The organism is Caulobacter sp. GW821-FHT11E11 (genome assembly GCF_058808315.1).
The window spans coordinates 487,593-510,458 of sequence record NZ_JBXARO010000001.1 but is presented as its reverse complement, the minus strand read 5'-3'; the positions used below and the strand labels follow the sequence as shown (position 1 = coordinate 510,458).

Below are 22,866 nucleotides of genomic sequence, written 5' to 3'. Positions count from 1 at the left end.
TGCATCGACCAAAAAGAAAGCCCCGCCGGATCGCTCCGGCGGGGCTTTTTCGTTGGGCGGCGAACCGCTTACTTGGCGATCCGCAGCGCCGAGATCTCTTGGGCGATCGACTTGAACGTCGTCTTCAGCTCCGAGCCCGTCGACGGGAAGAAGGCGTTCTCGCTCTTACTGGCGCAGTACTGCAGCATGCTCTTGGCGGTGTCGTCGTCGACGTCGAAGCCGACCGTGTAGATGGTCAGGTCGTAGGTCGCCTTCTTCTTCATCTCGTCGCACATCTTCTTGGTCTGCGCGAAAGGGTCGCCGTTGGTCGAGTTGCAGCTGTTGTGGTCGCTGCTCGAGCCGCTGCCGCTGCCGGCGTCCTTGGCGATCACGCCCTTGCAGTAGGGGGTGTTGAAGGCGCCGTCGGTCATCAGCACCACGACCTTCATCAGGTCCTTGGTCAGATACGGGGCCGGGCGCTGCGAGGCGTTGGGCCAGAGATAGCCGAAGTTCGGCGACACCATGTACCAGCCCCAGGCGAAGCCGATCTGGCCGGCGGTCGACCCGCCGATCGCCAGCGAATTGATCTGCGCCTTCAGCATGGCCTTGTCGCTGGACAGCGGCGTGATCGTCGCGCTGGGGCAGGGGTTGGCCGAGTTGCTGTCGTCCTTGGTCGTCGGATAGTTGGTCCCGACATACGTCGTGCTGGGCGCCACGTCGGTATAGGCGTTCGTCCCGGTCCGCTCGCTGACGCAGGTGCTGATGTCGCGCTCTTCGGAGGTGTTGCTGGCGCTGGTGAAGGCCAGGATCTTGCAGCCCGGATTGGTGCTCTTCTCGCAGGTCGCCTTGCCGCCGGACGTGTAGGCGTTGGTGCTCGACGTGTTGGCGTCGATGGTGAAGGTGTTCGTCGTCACGTTCTTGACGTTGTAGGTCTTGCCGTTCAGCGCCGTCATGCCGACGATGCCGGCGAACGAGATCTGGTCGTTGACGATGAAGCCGTGGTTGTTGGCGGTCACCACCGCCTGGTTGGCCTTGGTGATACCGGTGATGTCGCGCACCGGGATGGGGCCGCGGACGGCGTCGGCGTAGGTCCCGACGTTCACGCCGACCGAGTACGGGATGATCGCCACCTTCGAATAGAACGGCGTCTGGACGTCGCGGACGATGATGTCCACCAGGTCGGACGAGGCCGTCTTCAGGTCGGTGATCCGCGAACCGGACATCGAGCCGGTGATGTCGAGCACGACGGCCACTTCCAGGTCCTTGGACGAACGGACCACGTCCGACGTCGCCACGACGTCGAAGTTGGACCCGGTCCACAGGTTGGCGATGATCGGCTTCAGGGTGCCGCTGGCCGTGCCGATGATGTGGTTGGTCGCGCCGTTCTTGAAGCTGGCGTTCGAGGCGGTGAGGCCCAGGTTCAGGCCCGCGATCTCGGCCACGAAGGCCGGGTCGCCGATCGCTTCCAGCTCGGCGTCCGTGGTGGCGGTCGAGCGGGCGGCCATCAGGGTCGCCGCGTCCAGGGCGTCCTGCATCTGCCGGCGCTGCACACCGATGCGGCCGAGGTCGACGAGCGCGAAGACCAGCACCGAAAGCGGGATGGCCAGCAGCGCGAACTGGACGGCGATCGCGCCGCGCTGGTCGCGCCGCAGACGGCCGCCAAGGGCGTATGCGCCTCGGCTCAGGCGTCGGATCAGGCGGCTCAGGGTCGACATGGGCGGATCTCGGACGAGGTTTTTCGCCCTGAACTTGGCCCAGGAGGGTGAACAAGCCGAAAACGCTGTTGGTGAACGCGGCCCTCGACACCCCTTCGACTCCGACGCGTCGTGAGGCTAAAGAGCCCGGATGCCGTTCACCGCCACCGTCCTGACCATGTTCCCCGAGGCCTTCCCCGGCCCGCTCGGCGTCTCGATGATCGGGACCGCCTGGACCGAGCAGGACCTGTGGCGTTTGGAAACACTGGACATTCGGGCCTTTTCCAAGGATAAGCGCGGCTTCCTCGACGACACCCCCGCGGGTGGCGGCGCGGGAGCCGTGCTCAAAGCGGACGTCATCGCCTCTGCGCTCGATAGTGTGGAGCTGAACGGTCGGCCGCTTTTGTACATGAGCGCCCGGGGCAGGCCCCTGACCCAGGCGCGCGTAAGAGAGTGGTCCAAGGCGCCCGGTATCGTGGTGCTGTGCGGCCGCTTCGAGGGGGTGGATCAACGGGTGCTGGACGCCCGCGGGTTCGAGGAGATCTCGGTCGGAGACGCTGTCCTCGCAGGAGGAGAAACGGCGGCGATGGTCGTGATCGAGGCGTGCGTTCGACTTGCCCCGGGTGTTCTGGGGAATATCGAGAGCACGCTGGAAGAAAGCTTCGAGGACGGCCTCCTCGAGCATCCGCAGTACACGCGACCGCGGACGTTCGAAGGACTGGATATCCCCGAGGTGCTGCTGTCGGGCGATCACAAGAAGATCGACCAATGGCGCAAGCGTATGCGTGAAGAAACGACCCGCGAGCGGCGTCCAGATCTCTGGGAAGCGCATCTCGCCAATCAACAGGCAAAAGGCGACCCGAAAACGGGTAAGCCCAAAGGAGAATAGACCATGGCGATCAACATCGTCGCTCAGCTCGAGCAAGAAGAAGCGGCCCGTCTGCTGGCCGTCCGCGCGATCCCGGAATTCCGTCCCGGCGACACCCTGCGCGTCAACGTGAAGATCAAGGAAGGCGAGCGCGAGCGCGTTCAGGCCTATGAGGGCGTCTGCATCGCCCGCGCCGGCGCCGGCGTCCACGAGAGCTTCACGGTCCGCAAGATCTCGTTCGGCGAAGGCGTGGAACGTCTGTTCCCGCTGCTCTCGCCGAGCATCGAAAGCATCGAAGTCAAGCGTCGCGGCGTCGTCCGTCGCGCCAAGCTGTACTATCTGCGCGACCGTCGCGGTAAGTCGGCCCGTATCGCCGAGCGTTCGGGCGGCCCGAAGGCTTCGGCCTCGACCGAAGCCTAAGCTTCCGGTCCACGGAAATGAACGAGGCCCTGGCGGAAACGCCGGGGCCTTTTTCTTTGCGCGTCAGTCGGGGAAGCGGACCACGACGTTGGAGTCGGGCAGCTCGTTGCGCCGCTCGGGGGCCAGGCTCGAGAGCGGCGTCCAGGGCGCGGAGCCCAGGCGGCCGAGATCCTCGTAACGGCCCAGCAGGGTGAAGGACTCGAAGCCGTAGCCGACGCCCTCGCCCAGGAGCGGACGCGCCGCGTCGGCCACATGCAGATGCAGGTGCGGGCCGGTGGAGTCGCCGGAGAAACCCAGCCGGCCGATGACCTGGCCCTTGGCGACACGATCGCCGGGCTTCACCCGCAAGCTGCCGGGGATCAGGTGCTCGTAGATCGCGAACCGGCCGCTCCCGAGATCCAGCGAGACATAGTTGCCGGCCGCCAGGTCCTCGGGGTGCTTGCCGTTCTTCGAAATCCGCTCGGCCTCAGGCACCTCGTCTCGGGCGGCAGCGACCAACGCATCGGCGACGGCCAGCACGTCGGCGCCGTAGCCGAGAGCGCTCCTGGCGAGGTCGGGGTCGCCGATCGCGATGCGACCCCGGTCGTCCAGCCGCACCCAGTCGATCGCGGTGCGGCCCGGCAGGCGTCCGCCGTAGAACACCCGCCGATGACCGCGCGGCCAGTCGGCCTTGTAGATCGCCGCCCACGGTCCGCCGCGCAGGGGCGGGCCCAGCATCGGGCCGTCGTAGGCGGGCAGGTCGAGGATAGTGATCTGGCCGCCGGCCTCGACGGAGAGGCGGCGGGTCGTCTCCGGCAGGTCCAGCTCGACGAAGACGCCTTCGAACCGGCCCAGCACGACATCGCCTTCGCGCACGGTCACCGGCCCCTTGGCGACTTCGAAGAGCGCGCGCCGCTGGCCCTCGACCCGCACCACGGCGAGGGGCTGCCGAGGGGCCGAGGCGGCAGCGCGCGCGAGACCCGAGGCGAAGGCCAGCGCCAGAGGGGCGGCCATGGCCCCGCGCCGGGTCAGACTGTCGGTCATGTCGCGTCCCCTCACCCTAGCTTCAGGACGTGGGGAGCGTCCGCACCGGATCAAGGGGCCTTATCGCGGAGCGATCAGGCGGGGGTGTTTCTCGGGCGGGCTGGGCGTGCGCAGCGCGATCCACAGTTGCTGCAGCGCCAGCACCCATCCGAACGAAGTTTCCTTATGCATCTTGAGCGCCTGGTCCATCATCGCGGCCTTCCTTGGCTATCGATGACGTGGAAGATCGGCGTTCAGCGACCTGATGACAAACGCGGCCTCCTTGGCTATGCATAAGGCAAGCTTATGCCAGACATCCTGTCCCGCCTGCCGCTCGCCGCCATCCGCGTGTTCGAGGCGGCCGCTCGCCTCAAGAGCTTCACCCGCGCGGCCGACGAGCTGGGCGTGACCCAGGCCGCCGTCAGCTGGCAGGTCAAAGCGCTGGAGCAGCGCCTGGACCAGCCGCTGTTCAACCGCCTGCCGCGCGAGGTGACCCTGACCCCGGCCGGTGAGCGCCTGTCGCGGGCGGCGACCGAGGCGATCTCGCTGCTGCGGGCGGCGGTCTCCGACCTGGTCGAGGCCGAGGAAGGCGTGCTGTCGATCACCACGGTCCAGAGCCTGGGCGGCCAGTGGCTGGCCCCGCGCCTGGGCGGCTTCCAGATCGCCCACCCCAGCATCGCCGTGCGGCTGGAGGCCTCCAGCCGGGTCGTCGACCTGGCGCGCGGGGACTTCGACATGGCCCTGCGCGGCGGCCAGGGGAAATGGCCGGGCATGACGGCGCACTTTCTCGTTCCGGCCGTCCAGACCCCGCTGGTCTCGCCCGAGTTTCTGGCCCGGATCGGCGGCCTCTCCAAGCCCGAGGACCTGCTGGACGTCGCCCGCATCGGCATCGCCCGCGAGTGGGAAGAGTGGTTCCAGGCCGCCGGCGTCACGGTGGCGCAGGACCGCCTGACCCCGCGCCTGGCTTCCGACGCCCAGGCCCTGGAAGTCGCCAGCGCCCTGGCCAGCCACGGCGCGGCCCTGGGCTCGCCGATCTTCTTCGCCCGCGAGCTGGCCGAAGGAAGGCTGGTCATGCCGTTCGACGTGGTGGCCCGCTACACCGGTGGCTACTGGCTGGCCTATCCCAGCGACCGGGCCCGGGTGCGCAAGATCGCCGCCTTCCGCGACTGGGTGCTGGCCCAGGCCGCCGCCGATCCGCTGATCGCCCGCTACGCCGCGCTGGCGCCTTTGGAGTCGCCCGCTGTCTCGCCGCTGGCGAGGCCGCAGCCATAGCCAAGCTTTAAGTGCGTTAGCACCTTGTTGACAAAACCGCGTTCCGTGAGATGGTGGTTTCACCCCCGGCCCAGGCCGGGCTTCCTGACCGTCTCCTTTCTAGTGGACGGCCCTTTCCGGGCGGAGCCATCGGCCCCCGGAAGCAAAGAATGATGCTAGGGCGCGCCGAAACCACTGGCGCGCCCTATGTCGTTTCAGGACCGGCAAGCCACAGAGGGGAATAATCTGTCGCAGGCCCGGCCCGACACTGGATTTTGGCGCACGATCCGCCCTATATCCCCGCCATGTCCGGCAAAACCCTTTACGACAAGATCTGGGACAACCACGTCGTCAGCGAAACCGACGGCGAGGCGATCCTTTATATCGACCTGCACCTCATCCATGAGGTCACCACCCCGCAGGCCTTCGCAGGGCTTCGCGCGGCCGGCCGCAAGGTGCGCCGGCCCGATCGCACCCTCGCCGTGGCCGACCACAACATCCCGACCGAGGGCCAAGCCCTCGGCGTCGACGCGGTGGCGGACGAGGAAGCGCGCCTGCAGCTCAAGACGCTGGCTCGCAACGTCGCCGACAACGGCATCGAATTCTTCCCGATGGGCGACATCCGCAACGGCATCGTCCACGTGGTCGGTCCCGAGCAGGGCCGCACCCAGCCGGGCATGACCATCGTCTGCGGCGACAGCCACACCTCGACCCACGGCGCCTTCGGGGCCCTGGCCCACGGCATCGGCACGTCCGAGGTCGAGCACGTCCTGGCGACGCAAACCCTGCGCCAGAAGAAGGCCAAGAACATGCTGGTCCGCGTCGACGGGAGCCTCGGCCCCGGCGTCACCGGCAAGGACATCGCCCTGGCCGTGATCGGCGCGATCGGCACCGCCGGCGGCACCGGCTATGTCATCGAGTTCGCCGGCCAGGCCGTGCGCGAGCTGTCGATGGAGGGCCGCATGACCCTCTGCAACCTGACCATCGAGGGCGGCGCCAAGGCCGGCCTGGTGGCGCCGGACGAGAAGACCTTCGCCTATATCCAGGGCAAGCCCGCCGCGCCCAAGGGCGCGGCCTGGGACATGGCCGCCTCGCACTGGAAGACCTTCTTCACCGACGAGGACGCCGTCTTCGACCGCACCGTGGTCATCGATGGTTCGGCCCTCGTTCCGATGGTCACCTGGGGCACCAGCCCTGAGGACGTCATCCCGGTCACCGGCAACGTCCCCGATCCGGAAAGCTTCGCCACGCCCGACAAGCGCGCGGCCGCCCACCGGGCGCTGGACTATATGGGCCTGACCGCCGGCCAGCCGATCTCGGAAGCCCGTATCGACCGCGTCTTCATCGGCTCGTGCACCAACAGCCGGATCGAGGACATGCGCGCCGCCGCCGCCGTGGTGCAGGAAGCCTTCCTGCACGGCCGCCTGGTGGCCCCGCACGTCAAGGCCATGGTCGTCCCCGGCTCTGGCCTGGTGAAGGAACAGGCCGAGGAAGAAGGCCTGGACGCCATCTTCAAGGCCGCCGGCTTCGACTGGCGCGAGCCCGGCTGCTCGATGTGCCTGGCCATGAACCCCGACAAGCTGGCCCCGCAGGAGCGCTGCGCCTCGACCAGCAACCGCAACTTCGAAGGCCGCCAGGGCCGCGCCGGCCGCACCCACCTCGTCTCCCCCGCCATGGCGGCGGCGGCGGCGATCGCCGGCCACCTGACCGACGTGCGCACCTTCCTGGAGGAGACCGCCTGATGCGCGCCTTCACCCGACTCGACGGCCGCGCGGCTCCGCTGGAGCTGGCCAATATCGACACCGACCAGATCATCCCCAAGCAGTTCCTCAAGACCGTGGAGCGCGAAGGATTGGCTAAAGGCCTGTTCTACGACTTCCGCTTCGACGGCGACGGCAACGAGATCAGCGACTTCGTGCTGAACCGGCCGGAGTACAAGAACGCCTCGGTGCTGATCGCCGGCGACAACTTCGGCTGCGGCAGCTCGCGCGAGCACGCCCCGTGGGCCCTGATGGACTTCGGGATCATGTGCGTGATCTCGACCAGCTTCGCCGACATCTTCAACAACAACTGCTTCAACAACGGCCTGCTGCCGGTGGTGGTCAGCGCTGAAGACCTGTCGCTGCTGATGGACGAGGCCAAGGGCGGCAACCACATGGTCAGCGTCGACCTGGAAGCCCAGACCGTGGTCTCGCCCTCGGGCAAGACCATCGGCTTCGACATCGATCCGGTACGCAAGGAGAAGATGCTCAAGGGCCTGGACGCCATCGGCGAGACCCTGCAGCACGGCGGCGACATCGACGTGTTCGAGAGCAAGCGCGCGATCAGCCAGCCCTGGCTGGAGGCCTGATCCGCCTCCCCTCCCCTTGATGGGGAGGGGTAGGGGTGGGGTGATGCGGCGGCTCGGCCGCGCTAAACCCTGACAGGCTGTCACCCCCATCCCCAACCCTTCCCCCATCAAGGGGGAAGGGGGAGAATGCTGAGATGACCCTCATCCTCGCCGGCACGATCCGCATCGCCCCCGAGCGCCTAGCCGACCTCCGCCCACACCTTCGCGCCCAGGTCGAAGGCACCCGCGCCGAGCCCGGCTGCCTGGACTACGCCCTGACCGAGGACCCGCTGGATCCCGGCCTGATCCGCGTCTACGAGCATTTCGAGAGCGAGGCGGCGCTGGAGCACCACCGCGCCACCCCGCACATGGCCGCTTGGCGCGCCGCCTGCGCCGAGCTGGGCGTGCACGGCCGCGACCTCCAATCGTTCGACGTTTCCGACTACCGCAAGATTTAGAGAGAAGCTCATGTCCACCCTGCTCCTCCTGCCCGGCGACGGCATCGGTCCTGAAGTCTGCGCGCAGGTGCGCCGCGTGGCCGCCGCCATCACCCCCGACCTCCAGGTGTCGGAAGCTCCCTATGGCGGCTCCAGCTATGACGCCCACGGGACGCCGCTGCTAGACGAGGTGCGCGACCAGGCCATCGCCAGCGACGCGGTGCTGATGGGCGCCGTCGGCGGTCCGCAGTGGGCCAACGCCCCGCGCCACCTGCGCCCGGAAGCGGGCCTGCTGAACCTGCGCAAGGCCATGGACGTCTATGCCAACCTGCGCCCGGCCTATTGCTTCGAGGCCCTGGCCGGCGCCTCCAGCCTGAAGACCGAGCTGGTCTCGGGCCTGGACATCATGTTCGTGCGCGAGCTGGTCGGCGGCGTCTATTTCGGCGAGCCGCGCGGCATCGAGACCCTGGCCGACGGCCAGAAGAAGGGCTTCGACACCGCCGTCTACACCACCAGCGAGATCGAGCGCGTCGGCCGCGTGGCCTTCGAGCTGGCCCGGGGCCGGACAAACAAGGTCCACTCGGCCGAGAAGTCGAACGTCATGGAGTCGGGCCTGCTGTGGAAGCAGGTCATCACCGAGCTGCACGCCCGCGAATATTCGGACGTCCAGCTGGAACACATCCTGGCCGACAACTGCGCCATGCAGCTGGTCCGCGCGCCCAAGCAGTTCGACGTTATCGTCACCGACAACCTGTTCGGCGACATCCTGTCGGACGCCGCGGCCATGCTGACCGGCTCGCTGGGCATGCTGCCCTCGGCCGCCATCGGCGATCCCAACAAGCCAGGCCTGTATGAGCCGATCCACGGCTCGGCCCCCGACATCGCCGGCAAGGGCCTGGCCAATCCGCTGGCCGCCATCCTGTCGTTCGAGATGGCCCTGCGCTGGTCGCTGAAGCAGGTCGAGGCCGCCGATGCCCTGCTGGCCGCCGTCAAGAAAACCCTGGATCAAGGCGCCAAGACCAAGGACCTGGGTGGCGCGCTGAGCACTGTTCAGATGGGCGACGCGGTCATTTCGAACCTATAGGTCGAAGACCGTCGTTCTTAACATAACGTTGCTATATGCAAATTTTGCAATGAGTCTTTAAAGCTTATCCCCGAATTCCTTGAACTTACTCACCAGGCTGTTCGGGATTCGGGGATATGCGGTACCAAGACCTTAGAATACCAGTGAAACTCGGCGCTGCGTTCTGCGCCGTCATTCTGGCCTCGACGATCTCGTCGGTCATGGTGTTCGCCAGCCTCAAGCGTATCGACGACGCCATGGTCTCGACCCAGCGCAGCCTGGGCCTGGCCGCCCAGGCCGAGGAAGTCATGGCGCTGGTGCTGGAACAGCAGAACGCCCTGCGCGGCTACGTGATCATGGGCGACCCCAGCTTCGCCGACACCTATGCGGAGTCGAAGGGCAAGTTCGACGACCGCCTGGACGCCTTCGAGGCCAAGACCACCGTTCCCGAACAGAAGGCCCGCATCCAGCGCCTGCGCGAGGCGATGGCGACCTGGCGCAAGACCGTCGGCGAGCCGGCCATGGCCCTGATGGCCGACCCGGCCACGGGCCGCGAGCAGGCCGGCCAGCTGACGGGCAAGAAGAGCCTCTCCGACATCCGCGCCATCCAGAAGGAACTGCTGGTCGCCGCCCAGGCCCGGGTCGCCGTGCGCGCCCAGGAAGCCGAGGACGCCCAGCGGACCGCGCACCTGGCGCTGCTGATCGGCGGCGCCGTCGCCGTAGCCATCGCCGGCCTGATGGGCTGGCTGCTGTCGCGCACGATCGGCTCGCCGGTCGCGGCCATGACCGCCGCCATGCGCCGGCTCTCGACCGGCGACAACGCCGTCGAGGTCCCCGCCGTCGGCCGCAAGGACGAGGTCGGCCAGATGGCCGACGCCGTCGCCGTCTTCAAGGACGCCGCGATCGAGAAGCTGCGGGTCGAGGCGCAGGCCGCCGCTCACCGCGCCGAGGTCGAGGCCGAGCGCGCCGCCAACGAAGCCGAGAAGGCCGAGGTCGCCCGCAGCGACGCGATCAATATCGGCGCCCTGACCCAGGCCCTGGACCGCCTGGCCGGCGGCGACCTGACCCACCGGATCACCATCCCGTTCTCGCCCAAGGCCGAGAGCCTGAAGACCAACTTCAACGGCGCGGCTGAGCGTATGCAGCAGGCCATGCGCGCGATCGGCGTCGCGACCGGCGGCGTCAACAGCGGCTCCGACGAGATCGCCCAGGCCTCGGACGACCTGTCGCGCCGCACCGAGCAGCAGGCCGCCAGCCTGGAAGAGACCGCCGCCGCCCTGGACGAGATCACCGCCACGGTCCGCAAGACCGCCTCGGGCGCGCTGGAGGTCTCCAGCCTGGTCGCCCAGGCCCGCGCCGGCGCCGAGAAGTCGGGCGCGATCGTCGAACAGGCCGTCAGCGCCATGAGCCAGATCGAAAGCAGCTCGGCCCAGGTCAACCAGATCATCAGCGTCATCGACGAGATCGCCTTCCAGACCAATCTGCTGGCGCTGAACGCCGGCGTCGAAGCCGCCCGCGCGGGTGAAGCCGGTCGCGGCTTCGCGGTCGTCGCCCAGGAAGTCCGCGCGCTGGCCCAGCGCTCGGCCGATGCGGCCAAGGAGATCAAGACCCTGATCTCGACCTCGTCGCAGCAGGTCGGCGCGGGCGTGGACCTGGTCGCTCAGACCGGCGAGGCCCTGCGCGCCATCGTCGGCCAGGTCGCCTCGATCGACAGCCTCGTGAAAGAGATCGCCGCCTCGGCCCAGGAGCAGTCCACCGGCCTGCACCAGGTCAATGTCGCGGTGAACCAGATGGACCAGGTCGTCCAGCAGAACGCCGCCATGGTGGAAGAAGCCACCGCCGCCACCCACTCGCTGAAGGGCGAGGCCGGCGAGCTGGCGGTGCTGGTCAGCCGTTTCCAGGTCGGTTCGGAACGCACGGACGCGGCCGCCCGCGCCGCCTGACGGCTTTCCCTGAATGCTGTTCACTTCTAGGCTCCCTCCCAACGATAAAGTGGGAGGGGCCGATGACGCCGGGCCTGATGCAGACGACGCCGCTGATGATCAGCGGCATCCTGAGTTACGCCGCCCAGGCCCATGCCGGGCGCGAGATCGTCTCGCGCCTGATCGACGAGCCCCTGCACCGCTACGACTATGCCGGCCTGGCGCGGCGCGCGGCCCAGGCCGCCCACGCGCTGCGGCGGCTGGGCGTGAAGGCCGGCGACCGGGTCACGTCCCTGGCCTGGAACACCCACCGGCATCTGGAGCTGTTCTACGCCGTCCCCGGGATCGGCGCGGTGCTGCACACGGCCAACCCACGGCTGTTCGACGAGCAGATCGTCTACACGATCAATCACGCCGAAAGCGGCGTGCTGTTCTACGATCGCAACTTCGCCGCCCTGGTCGAGCGGATCGCCCCGCAGCTGACCACGGTGAAGACCTTCGTCATGCTGTCGGACGGCTACGAGACCCTGATCGCCGGCGAGCCAGAAACGATCGACTGGCCGGTCTTCGACGAGAACGCCGGGGCCTTCCTCTGCTACACCTCGGGCACGACGGGCGATCCCAAGGGGGTGCTCTATTCGCACCGCGCCGTGGTGCTGCACGCCATGGCGGGAGGCCTCAACAGCGCGTTCGGCTTCACTGCCTTTGACGTGGTGATGCCCTGCTCAAGCCTGTACCACGCCACCGCCTGGGGCCTGCCGTTCAGCGCGCCGCTGTGCGGGGCAAAGCTCGTGCTGCCCGCCGACAAGATGGACGGCGCCTCACTCCACGACCTGATCGAGGGCGAGGGCGTCACCTTCACCGGCGGCGTGCCGACCATCTGGACCATGTACCTGGACTGGCTGGAGAAGACCGGCCAGCGGCCGGACAGCCTGAAGAAGGTCGTCATCGGCGGCAGCGCCGTGCCGCGCGCCATGGCCGAGGCGTTCAAGCGGCTCTACGGCGTCCAGACCCTGCAGATCTGGGGCATGACCGAGACCTGCCCGATCGGCGTCGTCGCCACCCCCACGCCCGCCCTCGCCGCCCTGGGCGAAGAGGCCATGGACGAGGCGATCTGGACCCGCCAGGGGCGCTTGCAGTTCGGCATCGAGCTGAAGGTCGAGACCGAGGACGGCGCCGACGCCCCCTGGGACGGCGAGACCTCCGGCGCCCTGCTGGTGCGCGGCCCGTGGGTGGTGCGCCGCTACTTCCGCAAAGAGGCCGACGCGGCCCGCGAGGACGGCTGGTTCGACACCGGCGACATCGCTACGCTGGACGCCCACGGCTTCATGCGCATCACTGACCGCCAGAAGGACGTCATCAAGTCCGGCGGCGAGTGGATCAGCTCGATCGACCTGGAAAACGTCGCCGTCGGCTGCCCCGGCGTGAAGATCGCCGCCGTGGTCGGCGTGCCACATCCCAAGTGGGAGGAACGCCCCCTGCTGGTCATCGAGGCCCACGAAGGCTCCGACGTCAGCAAGGCCGATGTGCTCGACTACCTCGCGCCGAGGATCGTGAAGTGGTGGACACCCGACGACGTGGTCTTCGCCGCCGTGCCCCTGACCGCCACCGGCAAGATCGACAAGAAGGTCCTGCGCGAGGCGTGGAAGGGGCGCCTCACGGGCGGCTAGTTCCGGAAGCTCGCGGTCAGCCCGTCCACGAACCCGCCGCCGAACTCCATCACGAGGCGGAGAACGACGATGGCGAGCACCAACTGCAGGAAGGCGACCCAGGGATTGCGTCGCCAGTGAATGAGAAGCGTCTTGAACATGGCCGCAAGGGTTCCGCGAAATCCTCGACCCGTTCAAGGCCTTTCATCGCCGATCTCGCCGTCAGAACTTCAGCCGCCAGCTCTCCGACACCAGGCCGTCGCCGAAGCCGTCATAGGGCCAGCTGTCTTCCAGCACGAACCCGAACCGGGCGTAGAGCCGCCGGGCCGGGAGCAGGTTGGCCTGGGTCCACAGGATCACTTCGGCGTAGCCGGCCTCGCGCGCTCGCGCGAGACACGCCTCGACCAGGGCCTCGCCGACGCCCAGGCCGCGCGCGGCAGGCTCGACCAGCAGCAGGCGCAGGCGGCCGACCGTGTCGGTCTCCTTGGCCAGCATGATCGAGCCGACCTTCCGGCCCTCGTGCTCGGCGATCCAGCAGGCCTCGCGGGCGGCGTCGAAGGTCTTGACGTAGTCGGACACCACGCCGGCCACCACGCCCTCGAACCGGTGGTCCCAGCCCTCCTCGGCGGCATAGAGTTCGCCGTGTCGCTGGATGATCCAGCCCAGGTCGCCCGGCCGCGTCGGCCTCAGCGTGACGCTCATGCTTCCACCAGCGCCTTCAGCTTGGCCAGGTCCCGCGCCACCGCCGCCGCGTCGCGGGCGAAGGCGGCGTCGTCGAACATGCCGGGCGGGCGGTAGAGGGTCATCACCACCTCGGCCCCCTCGCCGTTCGCGACCACCCGCAGCGGCATGTAGAGCTCGGTCCCGTCGGGCAGGGTCACCCAGTGGTCCAGCACGCCGTAGTCGTTCGGCGCCGAGAACTTCACGTGGACATCGCCGCCGGGCCCGTGGGCGATCCACCGATCACCCTCGGGCGTCAGGCCCGAGGCCAGACCCGCCGCCCATTTGGTGAAGCTCTCCGGATCCTTGGTGAAGGCGTAGACCGCCGCCGCCGGCTTGTGGATCCGGATGCTGATGTGCCGGGACTCGAACATGAAGCGTGCTCCGCCGTCATCTGGGGTTTCCCATCTGACGACGGTCCCGGCCCGTCACGCAAGAGGTCAGCGTTCGCTGTCGAGGTGGGACATCATCGCCGTGGCGTAGCGTGTGCCCGCCACCGCCTGGGCCGGCACGGCGGCCTCGATGGCGGCCAGGTCTTCAGGCGTCAGGCTCACCTCCAGCGCGCCCAGGGCCTCGGTCAGGCGGTCGCGGCGACGGGCGCCGATCAGCGGGACGATGTCGTCGCCGCGCGAGGCCACCCAGGCGATGGCGGCCTGGGCCGTGGTCACGCCCTTGACCTCGGCGACCGCGCCCAGGGCCTCGGCCAGCTTCAGGTTGGCGTCCAGGTTCTCGCCCTGGAACCGAGGACTATGGGCGCGGAAATCGCGGCCGACGTTCTCCGAGCGCGCCTTGGTCCAGTGGCCGCTGATCAGGCCGCGCGACAGCACGCCATAAGCGGTCATGCCGATGCCCAGCTCGCGCAGGGTGGGCAGGATGTCCTTCTCGACGCCGCGCGAGACCAGCGAATATTCGATCTGCAGGTCGGCGATCGGGGCGACCTTGGCGGCCCGGCGGATGGTCTCCGCGCCCACCTCCGACAGGCCCACATGGCGGACGTAGCCGGCCTGGATCATCTCGGCGATCGTCCCGACCGTGTCCTCGATCGGCACGTCCGGATCCAGGCGCGCGGGGCGGTAGATGTCGATGTAGTCGACGCCCAGGCGCTTGAGGCTATAGGCCAGGAAGTTCTTGATCGCGGCCGGGCGAGCGTCATAGCCCAGGAACCCGCCGGCCGGATCGCGCAGGGCGCCGGTCTTGACGCTGATCACCAGCTTGTCGCGCTTGTGGCTCTTCAGCGCCTCGCCGATCAGCATCTCGTTGTGGCCCATGCCGTAGAAGTCGCCGGTGTCGATCAGGGTGATCCCGGCCTCGACGGCGGCGTCGAAGGTGGCCAGGCTCTCGGCCCGGTCGCTGGGGCCGTACATGTCGGACATGCCCATGGCGCCGAGGCCGAAGGCGGAAACGACGGGGCCGGTCTTGCCGAGCTGGCGGGTTTTCATGGGGGGTCTCTCCTTGTGGTGAGGAGGGTTATGCGCCTGGACCCGCCGTGCGATAATCCAACAAGGTCCGCACGGGCCGTTCGGGATTTCGCACAATGCAGCACGCCGACTTCGCCGATCTCGACGCCTTTACCGCCGTGGCGCAAGCCCGCGGCTTCCGCGCGGCGGCGGCCCTGCGCACCGTCTCGGCCTCGTCGCTGTCCGAGGCCGTGCGGCGGCTGGAGACCCGGCTGGGCGTACGCCTGCTCAACCGCACCACCCGCAGCGTCACCCCCACCGAGGCCGGCCAGAAGCTGCTCGAACGCCTGTCCCCCGCCCTGGCCGACGTCGCCCTGGCTTTGGACGAGGTCAACGCCTTCCGTGACAGCCCCACCGGCACCCTGCGCCTGAACGTGCCGCTGGTGGTGTCCAAGGTGGTGATGCCGCGCCTGATCCCCCGTTTCCTGGCCCAGCATCCGGGCGTGGCGGTCGAGATCATCGCCGACGACCAGTTCATCGACGTGCTGGCCGCCGGCTTCGACGCCGGCGTGCGCTACGACGAGCGGCTGGAGAAGGACATGATCGCCGTGCCGCTGTCGGGGCCGCAGCGGTTCGTGCTGGTCGGCGCGCCGGCCTATTTCGCCGCCCACGGCCGGCCCCAGCATCCGCGCGACGTGCTGAACCACGCCGCCATCCGCCACCGCTTTCCCAGCGGCGCATCCTACCCCTGGGAGTTCGAGAAGGGCGGCCAGACGATCCGCCTGGATCCGCCCGCGCGGTTGACCAGCACGAATCTCGACCTGGAGCTGGCCGCCTGCGAGGCGGGCGTGGGTTTGCTCGCCACCTTCGAAGACTTCGTGGCCGAGCCGATCGCGGCGGGACGGCTGGAGAGCGTGCTGGACGACTGGCTGCCGCCGTTCAGCGGGCCCTATCTCTACTATCCCAGCCGCCGCCACATGCCCGCCCCGCTGCGGGCCTTCGTCGACTTCGTGAAGGCCGAGCGGTTCGGCTTCTAGGCCGCCTCGGCCCGCGCGGCGCGGCCAAACAGCCAGGCCGACAGCAGCCAGGCGCCGGTGAGCACGCCGCCGGCGACCAAGCCTTCGACCGAGCCGATCAGCTGGGCGATGACCGCCACCACGGCCTGCAGGAACGCCGCCGCCATCATGGCCCGCGCCAGGCCCGGCGCCTTGAACCGCCCGACATAGGCGCCGGCGGCCGCGACCAGCAGCACGCAGCCGAACATCAGATTGGCCGGATTGTCCTCGTCGCCGATGATCCCGACCGCGCCGCTGACCCAGACGACCAGGAAGCCGATCACGACCGCCACCGCGACCCCGGCCCGGAACGCCAGGCTGCCCGAAGCCCGCACGGCCAGCTCGAACGTCCCGCAGGCCAGCGACAGGATCGCGCCCCAGACCACGAAGTCGAACGGCGTCCAGGCCACTTCCGTGGTGAAGCGCATGGCGACGGCGGGGGTGAGCAGCAGCAGGGCGGCGGAGATCCAGACCAGCAGGGTCCAGCGGCTGCCGCGCTTGAGGGTGATGTCGGTGGTCATGGGTGAGGCCTCGGTTGGAAGAGGCTGGACCGTGGGGCGGGAGCGACCTGAGCGGCATGAGGGAAATGTGAGGTCGGGGTGAAATCGACGGCGGGCGCGTCGACGGAGACGGGTGTTGCCCCCTCCCCCAGAGGGAGAGGGAGGGACCCGCCGCGAGCGGCGGGAGGGTAAGGGGTTAGGCGAAGCCGGTCCTGAGTCCGCGCAAGCTGCTGACATTCCGTGACCTTTCCGGCCAGCGGTGAAACCCCTCACCCTCCCATGCTGCGCATGGGCCCCGCCCTCTCCCTATGGGAGAGGGTGAGCAAAGGACGAGCGTTCACCGCCCTCCATCCCCACCTCCAAATCCCGCCGTACAGTCTACCCACCTCGTCGCGAGGAAAGGGCGCATGGCCAGCGACCGATTGCGGCGGCGGGGGGCGATCGAGCGGGCGCGCTCGTCGGCGCGGAGGCAGCTCCGCAACTTCGTCCATCTGGCGGTAGTCGACCCTGGAACACAGAAACGACGTTGGACGAGGCCCGATGAGGCGACAGGTCCGGGGAAACCCGGACATCCGGGACCAGGCTTCGCGGCCGGGCCCGCCCGTCGGAGGCTTCAAGGATGTCGGGGTGCGAACAGCATCACGGCGTCACGCTTCCGGATAACGACCGCGCGGAGCGTCTGGCTTCGTCGAAACGGTACTCACTTCCCCTACACCGGACGCTGTCCGGCGCTCCGCAGCCCTTTCCATCCCTTCAGCGAGCAATCGCGTGAAGCGGCGGACGCGTGTCAGAACACCGGCAGCGGACGCGGCTTCCGGTCGTCGCCGATGGCCACGAAGGTGAAGACGCCTTCGGTGACCTTGTGGGCCTGTTCGGCGTCGCGGCGGCGGCGCCAGGCCTCGACCTGGACCTTCAGAGAGGTTCGGCCGGTGTGGACCACGCGGGCGAACAGGCTGACCTCGTCGCCGACGAACACCGGGCTGATGAAGGTCATGCCGTCGACGGCGATGGTGGCACAGCGGCCGGCCGCGCGGTGGAAGGCGATCGAGGCCGCGGCCAGGTCCATCTGCGACAGCAGCCAGCCGCCGAAGATGTCGCCTTCGGGGTTGGTGTCGGACGGCATGGCGATGGCGCGCAGCACCGGCGCCTCGTGCGGCCACTCGGCCTTTTCCCAAGCCTTGGCGAGGGTCTCGGCCCGCTGGGCCTCCAGGAAACTGTCGGTCACAGACTTAGTGACCGCCGGCGCCTTCGTAGACGCCCGGAGCCAGGCGCTCGTCCTCGTCGCCCTCGCCGGTCGCGGCCACGAAGCGGCGGTCGCAGTACGAGCAGTCGACGAAACCGGCCGCGCCCATCTCCAGCCACACGCGCGGATGGCCCAGGGCTCCGCCAACGCCGTCACAGGCGATGCGGTGCGAGCGGACCATGATCGTCTCCAGCGCGGGACCGACCTGGGCCAGGGTGTCCATGGCGGTCGGGACCGTCGCGGGCTCGGTTGTCGCCGAACCGGGAAGGGCGTCGAGGGCGGAGGTGGATTTGGCCTTGGCCATATTGGGAAGTCCCTGAATTCGGATCGCGGCCTTGGCGCGGCGGCGAACCAGGCATACCTATGCGACGCTCAAAGGCGCCGTCAATCGACGGGCGCCTCAAACGACGTTTCCCGACCTTCTCGCTTACCGATCTGGACGCTCAATGGACCTGCCCGCCTACGCCATCGAAGCCGAAGGCCTGTACAAGACCTATGCCGGCACCAAGACCTCGCCGGAAAAGCGGGCCTTGAACGGTGTCGACCTGAAGATCCCGCGCGGCTCGATCTTCGGCCTCCTGGGTCCCAACGGCGCGGGCAAGTCGACCTTCATCAACATCCTGGCCGGCCTGGTGCGCAAGAGCTCGGGCACGGTGAAGATCTGGGACCGCGACATCGACCTGCGGCCGCGCGACGCCCGCGCCGCGATCGGCGTGGTGCCGCAGGAACTGGCCGCCGACGTCTTCTTCACCCCGCGCGAGTCGCTGGAGGTGCAGGCCGGTTTCTATGGCGTGCCCAAGAACGAGCGCCGCACCGACGAGCTGCTCAACGCGCTGGGCCTGGGCGACAAGGCCAATGCCTATGTCCGCCAGCTGTCGGGCGGCATGAAGCGCCGCCTGATGGTCGCCAAGGCCATGGTCCACCAGCCGCCCGTGCTGATCCTCGACGAGCCGACCGCCGGCGTCGATGTCGAGCTGCGTCGGCAGCTCTGGCACTATGTGAAGGGCCTGAACGAACTGGGCGTCACCATCGTGCTGACCACCCACTATCTCGAGGAAGCCCAGGAGCTGTGCGACGAGATCGCCATCGTCAATCGCGGCGAGGTGGTCGCCTGCGAGCCGACCGCGACCCTGCTGCGCCGGATGGACAGCCGCAACGTCGTGGTCACGCCGGAGAGCCCGGTGACGACCGCCCCGGCCCTGGCCGGCTTCGACACCAAGCTGCGGGCCAATGGCGCCTTCCAGGTCAGCTATCGCACCGGCCAGTCCAGCGTCGAGCAGGTGCTGGCGGCCGTGCGGGCCGGCGGCATCCAGATCAAGGACATCGCCACCGAGGACCCGGACCTGGAGGACGTCTTCCTGGCCCTGACCTATGGCGACCCGAACGCCGCCGATCCGACGAAGGACTAAAGCGCATGACGAGCAACGCGCTGCGGCGCCTGATCGACCTCCCCGGCGTCAATGACCTGGAGTACCGGGCGTTGCTCAAGCGCGACTTCGCCGAGCCCGAGGCCCGGGCCGAATATCCGGAGATCGACGCCTGCGTGCTCGCCCTGTTCGGCTTGACCACCGACGACGCCGAGGCGGTGGAACGGCCGGCCGACTGGGACGACATCGAGACCCGGCCACCGGCCGCGCAGGTCGCCGCGTTCGAGGCCGAGGGTTGGGACGTCACCGACGACAAGCGCCGACCGTTGCGCGTGCTGGGTCACTTCTCCGCGCCGCTGTGGCTGGCAGTGCGCGGCGTGGCCGGAACCCTGCCCTTCCAGCCGGAAAGCACGGAGCCGGAAGCCTGGATGTCCAAGCTCGAGGCCGAGGCGAAGCGCTTTCGCAAGCGTTAGGCGCATTAGAAAGCGTCGAGAAGGCCGCGCGCACCTAAGGCTTGCCTTCCCGGAACTCGCCCGACAACACTCCCGCTTCGAAACGGGGATTGGGGCGTAAGATGAGTTTCCTGGAGAAGCAGTTCGGGCTGAGCGCCCAGGGAACCTCGGTCCGCACGGAGGTGCTGGCCGGCTTCACCACCTTCCTGACCATGGCCTATATCGTGATCGTCAATCCGGCGATCCTGGGCCAGACCGGCATGCCGATCGCCGCCGTCGCCGCCGCCACCTGCCTGGCCGCGGGCCTGGGCTCGATACTGATGGGGCTGATCGCCAACTACCCGATCGCCCTGGCCCCCGGCATGGGCCTCAACGCCTATTTCACCTTCACCGTCGTCAAGGGCATGGGCCTGCCGTGGGAGACCGCCCTGGGCTGCGTCTTCCTGTCGGGCATCGCCTTCCTGGTGCTGACCGTGGCCGGCATCCGCCAGCTGATCGTCGGGGCGATCCCGCGTCCGCTGTTCTCGGCCATTGCGGCGGGCATCGGTCTCTTCATCGCCTTCATCGGCCTGAAGGAGGCGGGCATCATCGTCGCCAATCCGGCTACGACGGTGGCCCTGGGCGACCTGACCCAGCCGAACGCGATCCTGGCGATCCTGGGCCTGGCGATCATGGGCGGGCTGATGGTCTGGCGGGTGAAGGGCGCGATCCTGGTCGGCATTCTCGTGGCCGCCGCCGCCGGCTGGGCTCTGGGCCTGGCCAAGGTCGTCCCCGGCGAGTACGGCCTGGCCGCCCTGACCGCCACGGCCTTCAAGCTCGACATCCCCGCCGCCCTGCACCTGAACGGCGGCATGGGCATGGCCCTGGCCGAGGTGATCTTCGTCTTCCTGTTCGTCGACCTGTTCGACAATGTCGGCACCCTGGTCGCGGTGACCAAGAAGGCGGGCCTCGTTCAGCCCGACGGCACGATCCCGCGCCTGAACCGCATCCTGACGGCCGACAGCATCGCCACGATCGGCGGCTCGCTGGCCGGCACCTCGACCGTCGTCAGCTATATCGAGAGCGCCTCGGGCGTCGCGGCTGGCGGCCGCACGGGCCTGACCGCGATCGTGGTCGGCGTGCTCTTCCTGATCACCCTGTTCTTCGCGCCCTGGGTCCAGGCCATCCCCGCCGCCGCCACGGCCCCGGCCCTGATCATCGTCGGCTCGCTGATGGTCGGCGCTTTGGCCGACATCGACTGGGACGACCCGGGCGTGGCCATCCCCGCCTTCCTGACCGTCATCGCCATCCCGCTGACCTTCTCGATCGCCAACGGCCTGGCGTTCGGCATCACCGCCTTCGCCGTGCTGAAGCTGGTGCGCGGCCAGGCCAAGGCCAGCGACTGGCTGCTCTTCGTCCTGGCGGCCCTGTTCGTGGCGCGGTTCATCTATATGGGGGCGGCTTAAGCTGTTTGCGCGGCGGCCGCCTTTCGGCTAAGACGCGCTTCCCGTAAGGGATGCACCCGTAGCTCAGCTGGATAGAGCGTTGCCCTCCGAAGGCAAAGGTCACACGTTCGAATCGTGTCGGGTGCGCCACTTCCTGAAATTCAGACCAGCTCCGGCGCCAGACGCGTCGGTTGACGGCTGACCAGACGGTCGCTCCAGCGCCAGCGGCGGCCGTAAAGCATGGCCGGCTCCTCGACCAGCTTGGTCAGGCCCCAGCCGACCAGCAGCGCCACCGGCAAGGCGGCCAGGCTGACCAGCCCCTGGACGGGCGTGGCCAGGTCCGGCGCGGCGCCCAGCAGGCCGCCATGCATCAGGCCCAGCACCGGCATGTGGGTCAGGTAGATGCAGTAGCTGTTGGTCCCCAGGAACCGCAGGACCGGGGAATGGTAGACCTTGGCCTCGGGCGCGCCGTGGACGATGGCCAGCAGGTAGCCGGCGCAACCAGCGGCCACCAGCGTGGGCGAGAACACCAGGAACAGCGCCGGCGACAGCATCTGCAGGGCGAAGGTCGCGACCAGGGCGACCAGCGGCGAGACCCGCAGCCAGATCATCCAGCGCGCCCAGTCGACGCCGCCCCGCACCATGGCCACGGCTCCCAGCAAGCCCAGGACGAGAATGTCAGCCCGGGCCGGCAGCAGCACCAGGCTGGCATAGTCGGCGCTGGGTCCGGCTCCGGCCAGGATCGCGCGCAGAACGATGGCGACCAGTCCCGCGCCGATCAGCCAGCCGGTCAGACGGCGCAGGGGCATGAACACCAGCACCGCCGGGATGACCAGATAGAAGTGCTCCTCGACCGCCAGGGTCCAGGTCGGCGCCAGCCAGTGCGCGCCGATCGAAGCCTGGTCGATCATGAAGAAGGTCTGGGTGAAGGTCATATAGGACCACAGCGGGAACTGTACCGGCGTATCGGTCCAGGCCGGCAGCATCTCGACCAGCGCCCAGACGACCGCCGTGACCAGCACGTAGGGCGGCAGGATGCGCAGGCAGCGGCGCACATAGAACACCAGGAAGAAGTTGGCGTGATCCTTCTTCTCCAGGATCAGCTTGCCGATCAGGTAGCCGCTCATCACGAAGAACATGTCGACCGCCACCCAGCCGAACATCAGGGCGCGCAGGCCGTGAGGCAGTTCGCCGAAGAAGTGCGAGAGCACCACCAGCAGGGTCATCATGCCCCGCAACCCCTCCAGCGCTGGCAGCCGGGCGCCGGCGACCTGATCGGCTGGCGCGTGTTCGGCATGCGGCATGAAGGGCCCCCTGGGTTGATGTGCTCAACCTATGAGACTCATATTGATGCGACCTTAAGGCGCACCCCACCCCAAAGGGTTGAGTTCATCGAAACGAAAAAGGCCCGGCGGGATGTCCGCCGGGCCTCGTTTCTTTCAGCCTGTGGCGCGCCGCCTAGAAGAAGCGCTCGCCCAGGCGGATGGTGTCGCCCGGCGCGACCACGATCGACGGGGTCAGCTCCGACTTCTGCTCGCTGGTCTCGCCGTTGTGCTTGATCCAGACGTTCTTCTTGTCGGCGCGGTAGGTGAAGCCGCCGGCGGTGGCCACGGCGTTCAGCACGGTCAGGCCGGCGGTATAGGGATAGGTGCCCGGCTTCTCGACCTCGCCCAGAATGTAGAACGGGCGGAAGGTCAGGACCTCGGCGCTGACGCGCGGATCCTTCAGGTAGCCGTCGCTGAGAGACTTCTGCACGGCGGTCTGGAACTGGCCCAGGGTCATGCCGCCGGCCTTGATCTCGCCGATCAGGGGCAAGGACATCACGCCGCTGCCCGAGATGAAGAATTCGCCGGACAGCGAGGGCTCGCCGTACACCGTCACTCGCACCTTGTCGGCCGAGCCGAGCACGTAGTCCGCCGTCTGCGCGGGGATGCTGACCGGCGCGGCGCCGGCCGCCGCCTGGGCGCGGGCCTCGCCGGACGTCGCGCCGACCATCACGCAAACGACGAGCGCCAGCATCGCCAGCGCGCGCGAAAGTTTCGAAACACCGATCATGGCGAAGCTTCTCACCTTTGAGACTTGTCGATCCTGGAA

General features: G+C 68.4%; 24 protein-coding genes, 1 tRNA gene and 1 pseudogene. 15 read left to right on the top strand and 11 right to left on the bottom strand.

Translation table 11 applies throughout. From position 1 onward, the window contains the following. Positions 1–68: 68 nt before the first annotated feature. Positions 69–1,694 carry a ubiquitin-activating E1 FCCH domain-containing protein gene (locus AC1RR5_RS02610; protein ID WP_492919534.1) on the bottom strand — a complete coding sequence of 542 codons (1,626 nt, stop codon included), beginning with the start codon at positions 1,692–1,694 and terminating at the stop codon, positions 69–71. A 130-nt stretch (positions 1,695–1,824) separates the two neighbouring features. On the opposite strand from AC1RR5_RS02610, the gene trmD reads away from it, so the two are divergent. Next, positions 1,825–2,562, top strand: coding sequence for a tRNA (guanosine(37)-N1)-methyltransferase TrmD (gene trmD / locus AC1RR5_RS02605; RefSeq protein ID WP_492919533.1), 738 nt, complete (start codon positions 1,825–1,827; stop codon positions 2,560–2,562). 3 nt (positions 2,563–2,565) lie between these two features. After that, positions 2,566–2,961: a 50S ribosomal protein L19 gene (gene rplS / locus AC1RR5_RS02600; RefSeq protein WP_454761749.1), complete on the top strand. Its 396-nt coding sequence runs from the start codon at positions 2,566–2,568 to the stop codon at positions 2,959–2,961. A 63-nt stretch (positions 2,962–3,024) separates the two neighbouring features. Here rplS and AC1RR5_RS02595 read toward each other — a convergent pair whose 3' ends face one another. Next, positions 3,025–3,984 carry a M23 family metallopeptidase gene (locus AC1RR5_RS02595; protein ID WP_492919532.1) on the bottom strand — a complete coding sequence of 320 codons (960 nt, stop codon included), beginning with the start codon at positions 3,982–3,984 and terminating at the stop codon, positions 3,025–3,027. Between the two features lie 285 nt (positions 3,985–4,269). Between AC1RR5_RS02595 and AC1RR5_RS02590 the strand changes: the two genes are divergently transcribed. The 7 genes from AC1RR5_RS02590 (at position 4,270) to AC1RR5_RS02560 (ending at position 12,635) form a co-directional block, all read left to right on the top strand. Next, a complete protein-coding gene (locus AC1RR5_RS02590; RefSeq protein ID WP_492919531.1) occupies positions 4,270–5,235 on the top strand; it encodes a LysR substrate-binding domain-containing protein in 966 nt (321 codons plus the stop codon). Positions 5,236–5,519: 284 nt separating this feature from the next. Then, the gene (gene leuC, locus AC1RR5_RS02585; protein ID WP_492919530.1) at positions 5,520–6,956 is read left to right on the top strand and encodes a 3-isopropylmalate dehydratase large subunit; all 1,437 of its coding nucleotides are present in this window, start codon (positions 5,520–5,522) and stop codon (positions 6,954–6,956) included. Then, positions 6,956–7,564, top strand: a complete 609-nt coding sequence (gene leuD / locus AC1RR5_RS02580) for a 3-isopropylmalate dehydratase small subunit (RefSeq protein ID WP_492919529.1) — start codon at positions 6,956–6,958, stop codon at positions 7,562–7,564. The genes leuC and leuD overlap by 1 nt, the downstream gene beginning before the upstream one ends. Positions 7,565–7,698: 134 nt before the next feature. After that, complete coding sequence (locus AC1RR5_RS02575) at positions 7,699–8,001, top strand: putative quinol monooxygenase (protein WP_492919528.1); 303 nt, start codon at positions 7,699–7,701, stop codon at positions 7,999–8,001. Between the two features lie 10 nt (positions 8,002–8,011). Then, a complete protein-coding gene (gene leuB, locus AC1RR5_RS02570) occupies positions 8,012–9,064 on the top strand; it encodes a 3-isopropylmalate dehydrogenase (protein ID WP_492919527.1) in 1,053 nt (350 codons plus the stop codon). 116 nt (positions 9,065–9,180) lie between these two features. Then, complete coding sequence (locus AC1RR5_RS02565; RefSeq protein WP_492919526.1) at positions 9,181–10,986, top strand: methyl-accepting chemotaxis protein; 1,806 nt, start codon at positions 9,181–9,183, stop codon at positions 10,984–10,986. Positions 10,987–11,048: 62 nt separating this feature from the next. Then, complete coding sequence (locus AC1RR5_RS02560; RefSeq protein WP_492919525.1) at positions 11,049–12,635, top strand: long-chain fatty acid--CoA ligase; 1,587 nt, start codon at positions 11,049–11,051, stop codon at positions 12,633–12,635. Here the strand turns inward: AC1RR5_RS02560 and AC1RR5_RS02555 are convergent. The 4 genes from AC1RR5_RS02555 to AC1RR5_RS02540 form a co-directional block, all read right to left on the bottom strand. Beyond that, on the bottom strand, positions 12,632–12,775 hold the full coding sequence (locus tag AC1RR5_RS02555; RefSeq protein WP_492919524.1) for a hypothetical protein: 144 nt from the start codon (positions 12,773–12,775) through the stop codon (positions 12,632–12,634). The two genes, AC1RR5_RS02560 and AC1RR5_RS02555, sit on opposite strands and share 4 nt — an antisense overlap. A gap of 61 nt (positions 12,776–12,836) precedes the next feature. Next, positions 12,837–13,316: a GNAT family N-acetyltransferase gene (locus AC1RR5_RS02550; protein ID WP_492919523.1), complete on the bottom strand. Its 480-nt coding sequence runs from the start codon at positions 13,314–13,316 to the stop codon at positions 12,837–12,839. Beyond that, positions 13,313–13,708, bottom strand: a complete 396-nt coding sequence (locus tag AC1RR5_RS02545) for an SRPBCC family protein (RefSeq protein ID WP_492919522.1) — start codon at positions 13,706–13,708, stop codon at positions 13,313–13,315. The genes AC1RR5_RS02550 and AC1RR5_RS02545 overlap by 4 nt, the downstream gene beginning before the upstream one ends. Before the next feature lie 66 nt (positions 13,709–13,774). After that, positions 13,775–14,773: an aldo/keto reductase gene (locus tag AC1RR5_RS02540; RefSeq protein WP_492919521.1), complete on the bottom strand. Its 999-nt coding sequence runs from the start codon at positions 14,771–14,773 to the stop codon at positions 13,775–13,777. A 95-nt stretch (positions 14,774–14,868) separates the two neighbouring features. Here AC1RR5_RS02540 and AC1RR5_RS02535 point away from each other — a divergent pair, with 95 nt between their 5' ends. Next, positions 14,869–15,768 (top strand): LysR family transcriptional regulator, encoded by a 900-nt coding sequence (locus AC1RR5_RS02535; protein WP_492919520.1) that lies wholly within the window; start codon positions 14,869–14,871, stop codon positions 15,766–15,768. On the opposite strand, the gene AC1RR5_RS02530 is transcribed toward AC1RR5_RS02535, so the two are convergent. Then, a complete protein-coding gene (locus AC1RR5_RS02530; protein ID WP_492919519.1) occupies positions 15,765–16,307 on the bottom strand; it encodes a hypothetical protein in 543 nt (180 codons plus the stop codon). The two genes, AC1RR5_RS02535 and AC1RR5_RS02530, sit on opposite strands and share 4 nt — an antisense overlap. A 328-nt stretch (positions 16,308–16,635) precedes the next feature. Here AC1RR5_RS02530 and AC1RR5_RS02525 point away from each other — a divergent pair. Beyond that, positions 16,636–16,737: pseudogene (locus AC1RR5_RS02525) on the top strand (hypothetical protein); the annotation flags it as partial. 336 nt (positions 16,738–17,073) lie between these two features. Here AC1RR5_RS02525 and AC1RR5_RS02520 read toward each other — a convergent pair. Both AC1RR5_RS02520 and AC1RR5_RS02515 read right to left on the bottom strand, forming a co-directional pair. After that, positions 17,074–17,511, bottom strand: coding sequence for an acyl-CoA thioesterase (locus tag AC1RR5_RS02520; protein WP_492919518.1), 438 nt, complete (start codon positions 17,509–17,511; stop codon positions 17,074–17,076). A 4-nt stretch (positions 17,512–17,515) separates the two neighbouring features. Continuing rightward, positions 17,516–17,833, bottom strand: a complete 318-nt coding sequence (locus AC1RR5_RS02515; protein ID WP_492919517.1) for a zinc-finger domain-containing protein — start codon at positions 17,831–17,833, stop codon at positions 17,516–17,518. Between the two features lie 142 nt (positions 17,834–17,975). On the opposite strand from AC1RR5_RS02515, the gene AC1RR5_RS02510 reads away from it, so the two are divergent. From AC1RR5_RS02510 to AC1RR5_RS02495, 4 genes are all read left to right on the top strand, one after another. Further along, the gene (locus AC1RR5_RS02510; protein ID WP_492919516.1) at positions 17,976–18,938 is read left to right on the top strand and encodes an ABC transporter ATP-binding protein; all 963 of its coding nucleotides are present in this window, start codon (positions 17,976–17,978) and stop codon (positions 18,936–18,938) included. Positions 18,939–18,943: 5 nt separating this feature from the next. Beyond that, a complete protein-coding gene (locus tag AC1RR5_RS02505) occupies positions 18,944–19,369 on the top strand; it encodes a hypothetical protein (protein ID WP_492919515.1) in 426 nt (141 codons plus the stop codon). Positions 19,370–19,470: 101 nt separating this feature from the next. Further along, complete coding sequence (locus tag AC1RR5_RS02500) at positions 19,471–20,793, top strand: NCS2 family permease (RefSeq protein WP_492919514.1); 1,323 nt, start codon at positions 19,471–19,473, stop codon at positions 20,791–20,793. 52 nt (positions 20,794–20,845) lie between these two features. Next, positions 20,846–20,922, top strand: a tRNA-Arg gene (locus AC1RR5_RS02495). A gap of 11 nt (positions 20,923–20,933) precedes the next feature. On the opposite strand, the gene AC1RR5_RS02490 is transcribed toward AC1RR5_RS02495, so the two are convergent. Together AC1RR5_RS02490 and AC1RR5_RS02485 are read right to left on the bottom strand one after the other, a co-directional pair. Further along, entirely contained in the window at positions 20,934–22,076 is a 1,143-nt protein-coding gene (locus tag AC1RR5_RS02490) for an acyltransferase family protein (protein WP_492919513.1), read from the bottom strand. Between the two features lie 154 nt (positions 22,077–22,230). Next, positions 22,231–22,827: a polysaccharide biosynthesis/export family protein gene (locus AC1RR5_RS02485; protein WP_492919512.1), complete on the bottom strand. Its 597-nt coding sequence runs from the start codon at positions 22,825–22,827 to the stop codon at positions 22,231–22,233. Between the last annotated feature and the right edge of the window lie 39 nt (positions 22,828–22,866).

Bases quoted from the DNA above. Each gene is read 5' to 3' on its own strand.
- AC1RR5_RS02610 (WP_492919534.1), bottom strand. From the start codon at position 1,694: ATGTCGACCCTGAGCCGCCTGATCCGACGCCTGAGCCGAGGCGCATAC.
- trmD (WP_492919533.1), top strand. From the start codon at position 1,825: ATGCCGTTCACCGCCACCGTCCTGACCATGTTCCCCGAGGCCTTCCCC.
- rplS (WP_454761749.1), top strand. From the start codon at position 2,566: ATGGCGATCAACATCGTCGCTCAGCTCGAGCAAGAAGAAGCGGCCCGT.
- AC1RR5_RS02595 (WP_492919532.1), bottom strand. From the start codon at position 3,984: ATGACCGACAGTCTGACCCGGCGCGGGGCCATGGCCGCCCCTCTGGCG.
- AC1RR5_RS02590 (WP_492919531.1), top strand. From the start codon at position 4,270: ATGCCAGACATCCTGTCCCGCCTGCCGCTCGCCGCCATCCGCGTGTTC.
- leuC (WP_492919530.1), top strand. From the start codon at position 5,520: ATGTCCGGCAAAACCCTTTACGACAAGATCTGGGACAACCACGTCGTC.
- leuD (WP_492919529.1), top strand. From the start codon at position 6,956: ATGCGCGCCTTCACCCGACTCGACGGCCGCGCGGCTCCGCTGGAGCTG.
- AC1RR5_RS02575 (WP_492919528.1), top strand. From the start codon at position 7,699: ATGACCCTCATCCTCGCCGGCACGATCCGCATCGCCCCCGAGCGCCTA.
- leuB (WP_492919527.1), top strand. From the start codon at position 8,012: ATGTCCACCCTGCTCCTCCTGCCCGGCGACGGCATCGGTCCTGAAGTC.
- AC1RR5_RS02565 (WP_492919526.1), top strand. From the start codon at position 9,181: ATGCGGTACCAAGACCTTAGAATACCAGTGAAACTCGGCGCTGCGTTC.
- AC1RR5_RS02560 (WP_492919525.1), top strand. From the start codon at position 11,049: ATGACGCCGGGCCTGATGCAGACGACGCCGCTGATGATCAGCGGCATC.
- AC1RR5_RS02555 (WP_492919524.1), bottom strand. From the start codon at position 12,775: ATGTTCAAGACGCTTCTCATTCACTGGCGACGCAATCCCTGGGTCGCC.
- AC1RR5_RS02550 (WP_492919523.1), bottom strand. From the start codon at position 13,316: ATGAGCGTCACGCTGAGGCCGACGCGGCCGGGCGACCTGGGCTGGATC.
- AC1RR5_RS02545 (WP_492919522.1), bottom strand. From the start codon at position 13,708: ATGTTCGAGTCCCGGCACATCAGCATCCGGATCCACAAGCCGGCGGCG.
- AC1RR5_RS02540 (WP_492919521.1), bottom strand. From the start codon at position 14,773: ATGAAAACCCGCCAGCTCGGCAAGACCGGCCCCGTCGTTTCCGCCTTC.
- AC1RR5_RS02535 (WP_492919520.1), top strand. From the start codon at position 14,869: ATGCAGCACGCCGACTTCGCCGATCTCGACGCCTTTACCGCCGTGGCG.
- AC1RR5_RS02530 (WP_492919519.1), bottom strand. From the start codon at position 16,307: ATGACCACCGACATCACCCTCAAGCGCGGCAGCCGCTGGACCCTGCTG.
- AC1RR5_RS02515 (WP_492919517.1), bottom strand. From the start codon at position 17,833: ATGGCCAAGGCCAAATCCACCTCCGCCCTCGACGCCCTTCCCGGTTCG.
- AC1RR5_RS02510 (WP_492919516.1), top strand. From the start codon at position 17,976: ATGGACCTGCCCGCCTACGCCATCGAAGCCGAAGGCCTGTACAAGACC.
- AC1RR5_RS02505 (WP_492919515.1), top strand. From the start codon at position 18,944: ATGACGAGCAACGCGCTGCGGCGCCTGATCGACCTCCCCGGCGTCAAT.
- AC1RR5_RS02500 (WP_492919514.1), top strand. From the start codon at position 19,471: ATGAGTTTCCTGGAGAAGCAGTTCGGGCTGAGCGCCCAGGGAACCTCG.
- AC1RR5_RS02490 (WP_492919513.1), bottom strand. From the start codon at position 22,076: ATGCCGCATGCCGAACACGCGCCAGCCGATCAGGTCGCCGGCGCCCGG.
- AC1RR5_RS02485 (WP_492919512.1), bottom strand. From the start codon at position 22,827: ATGATCGGTGTTTCGAAACTTTCGCGCGCGCTGGCGATGCTGGCGCTC.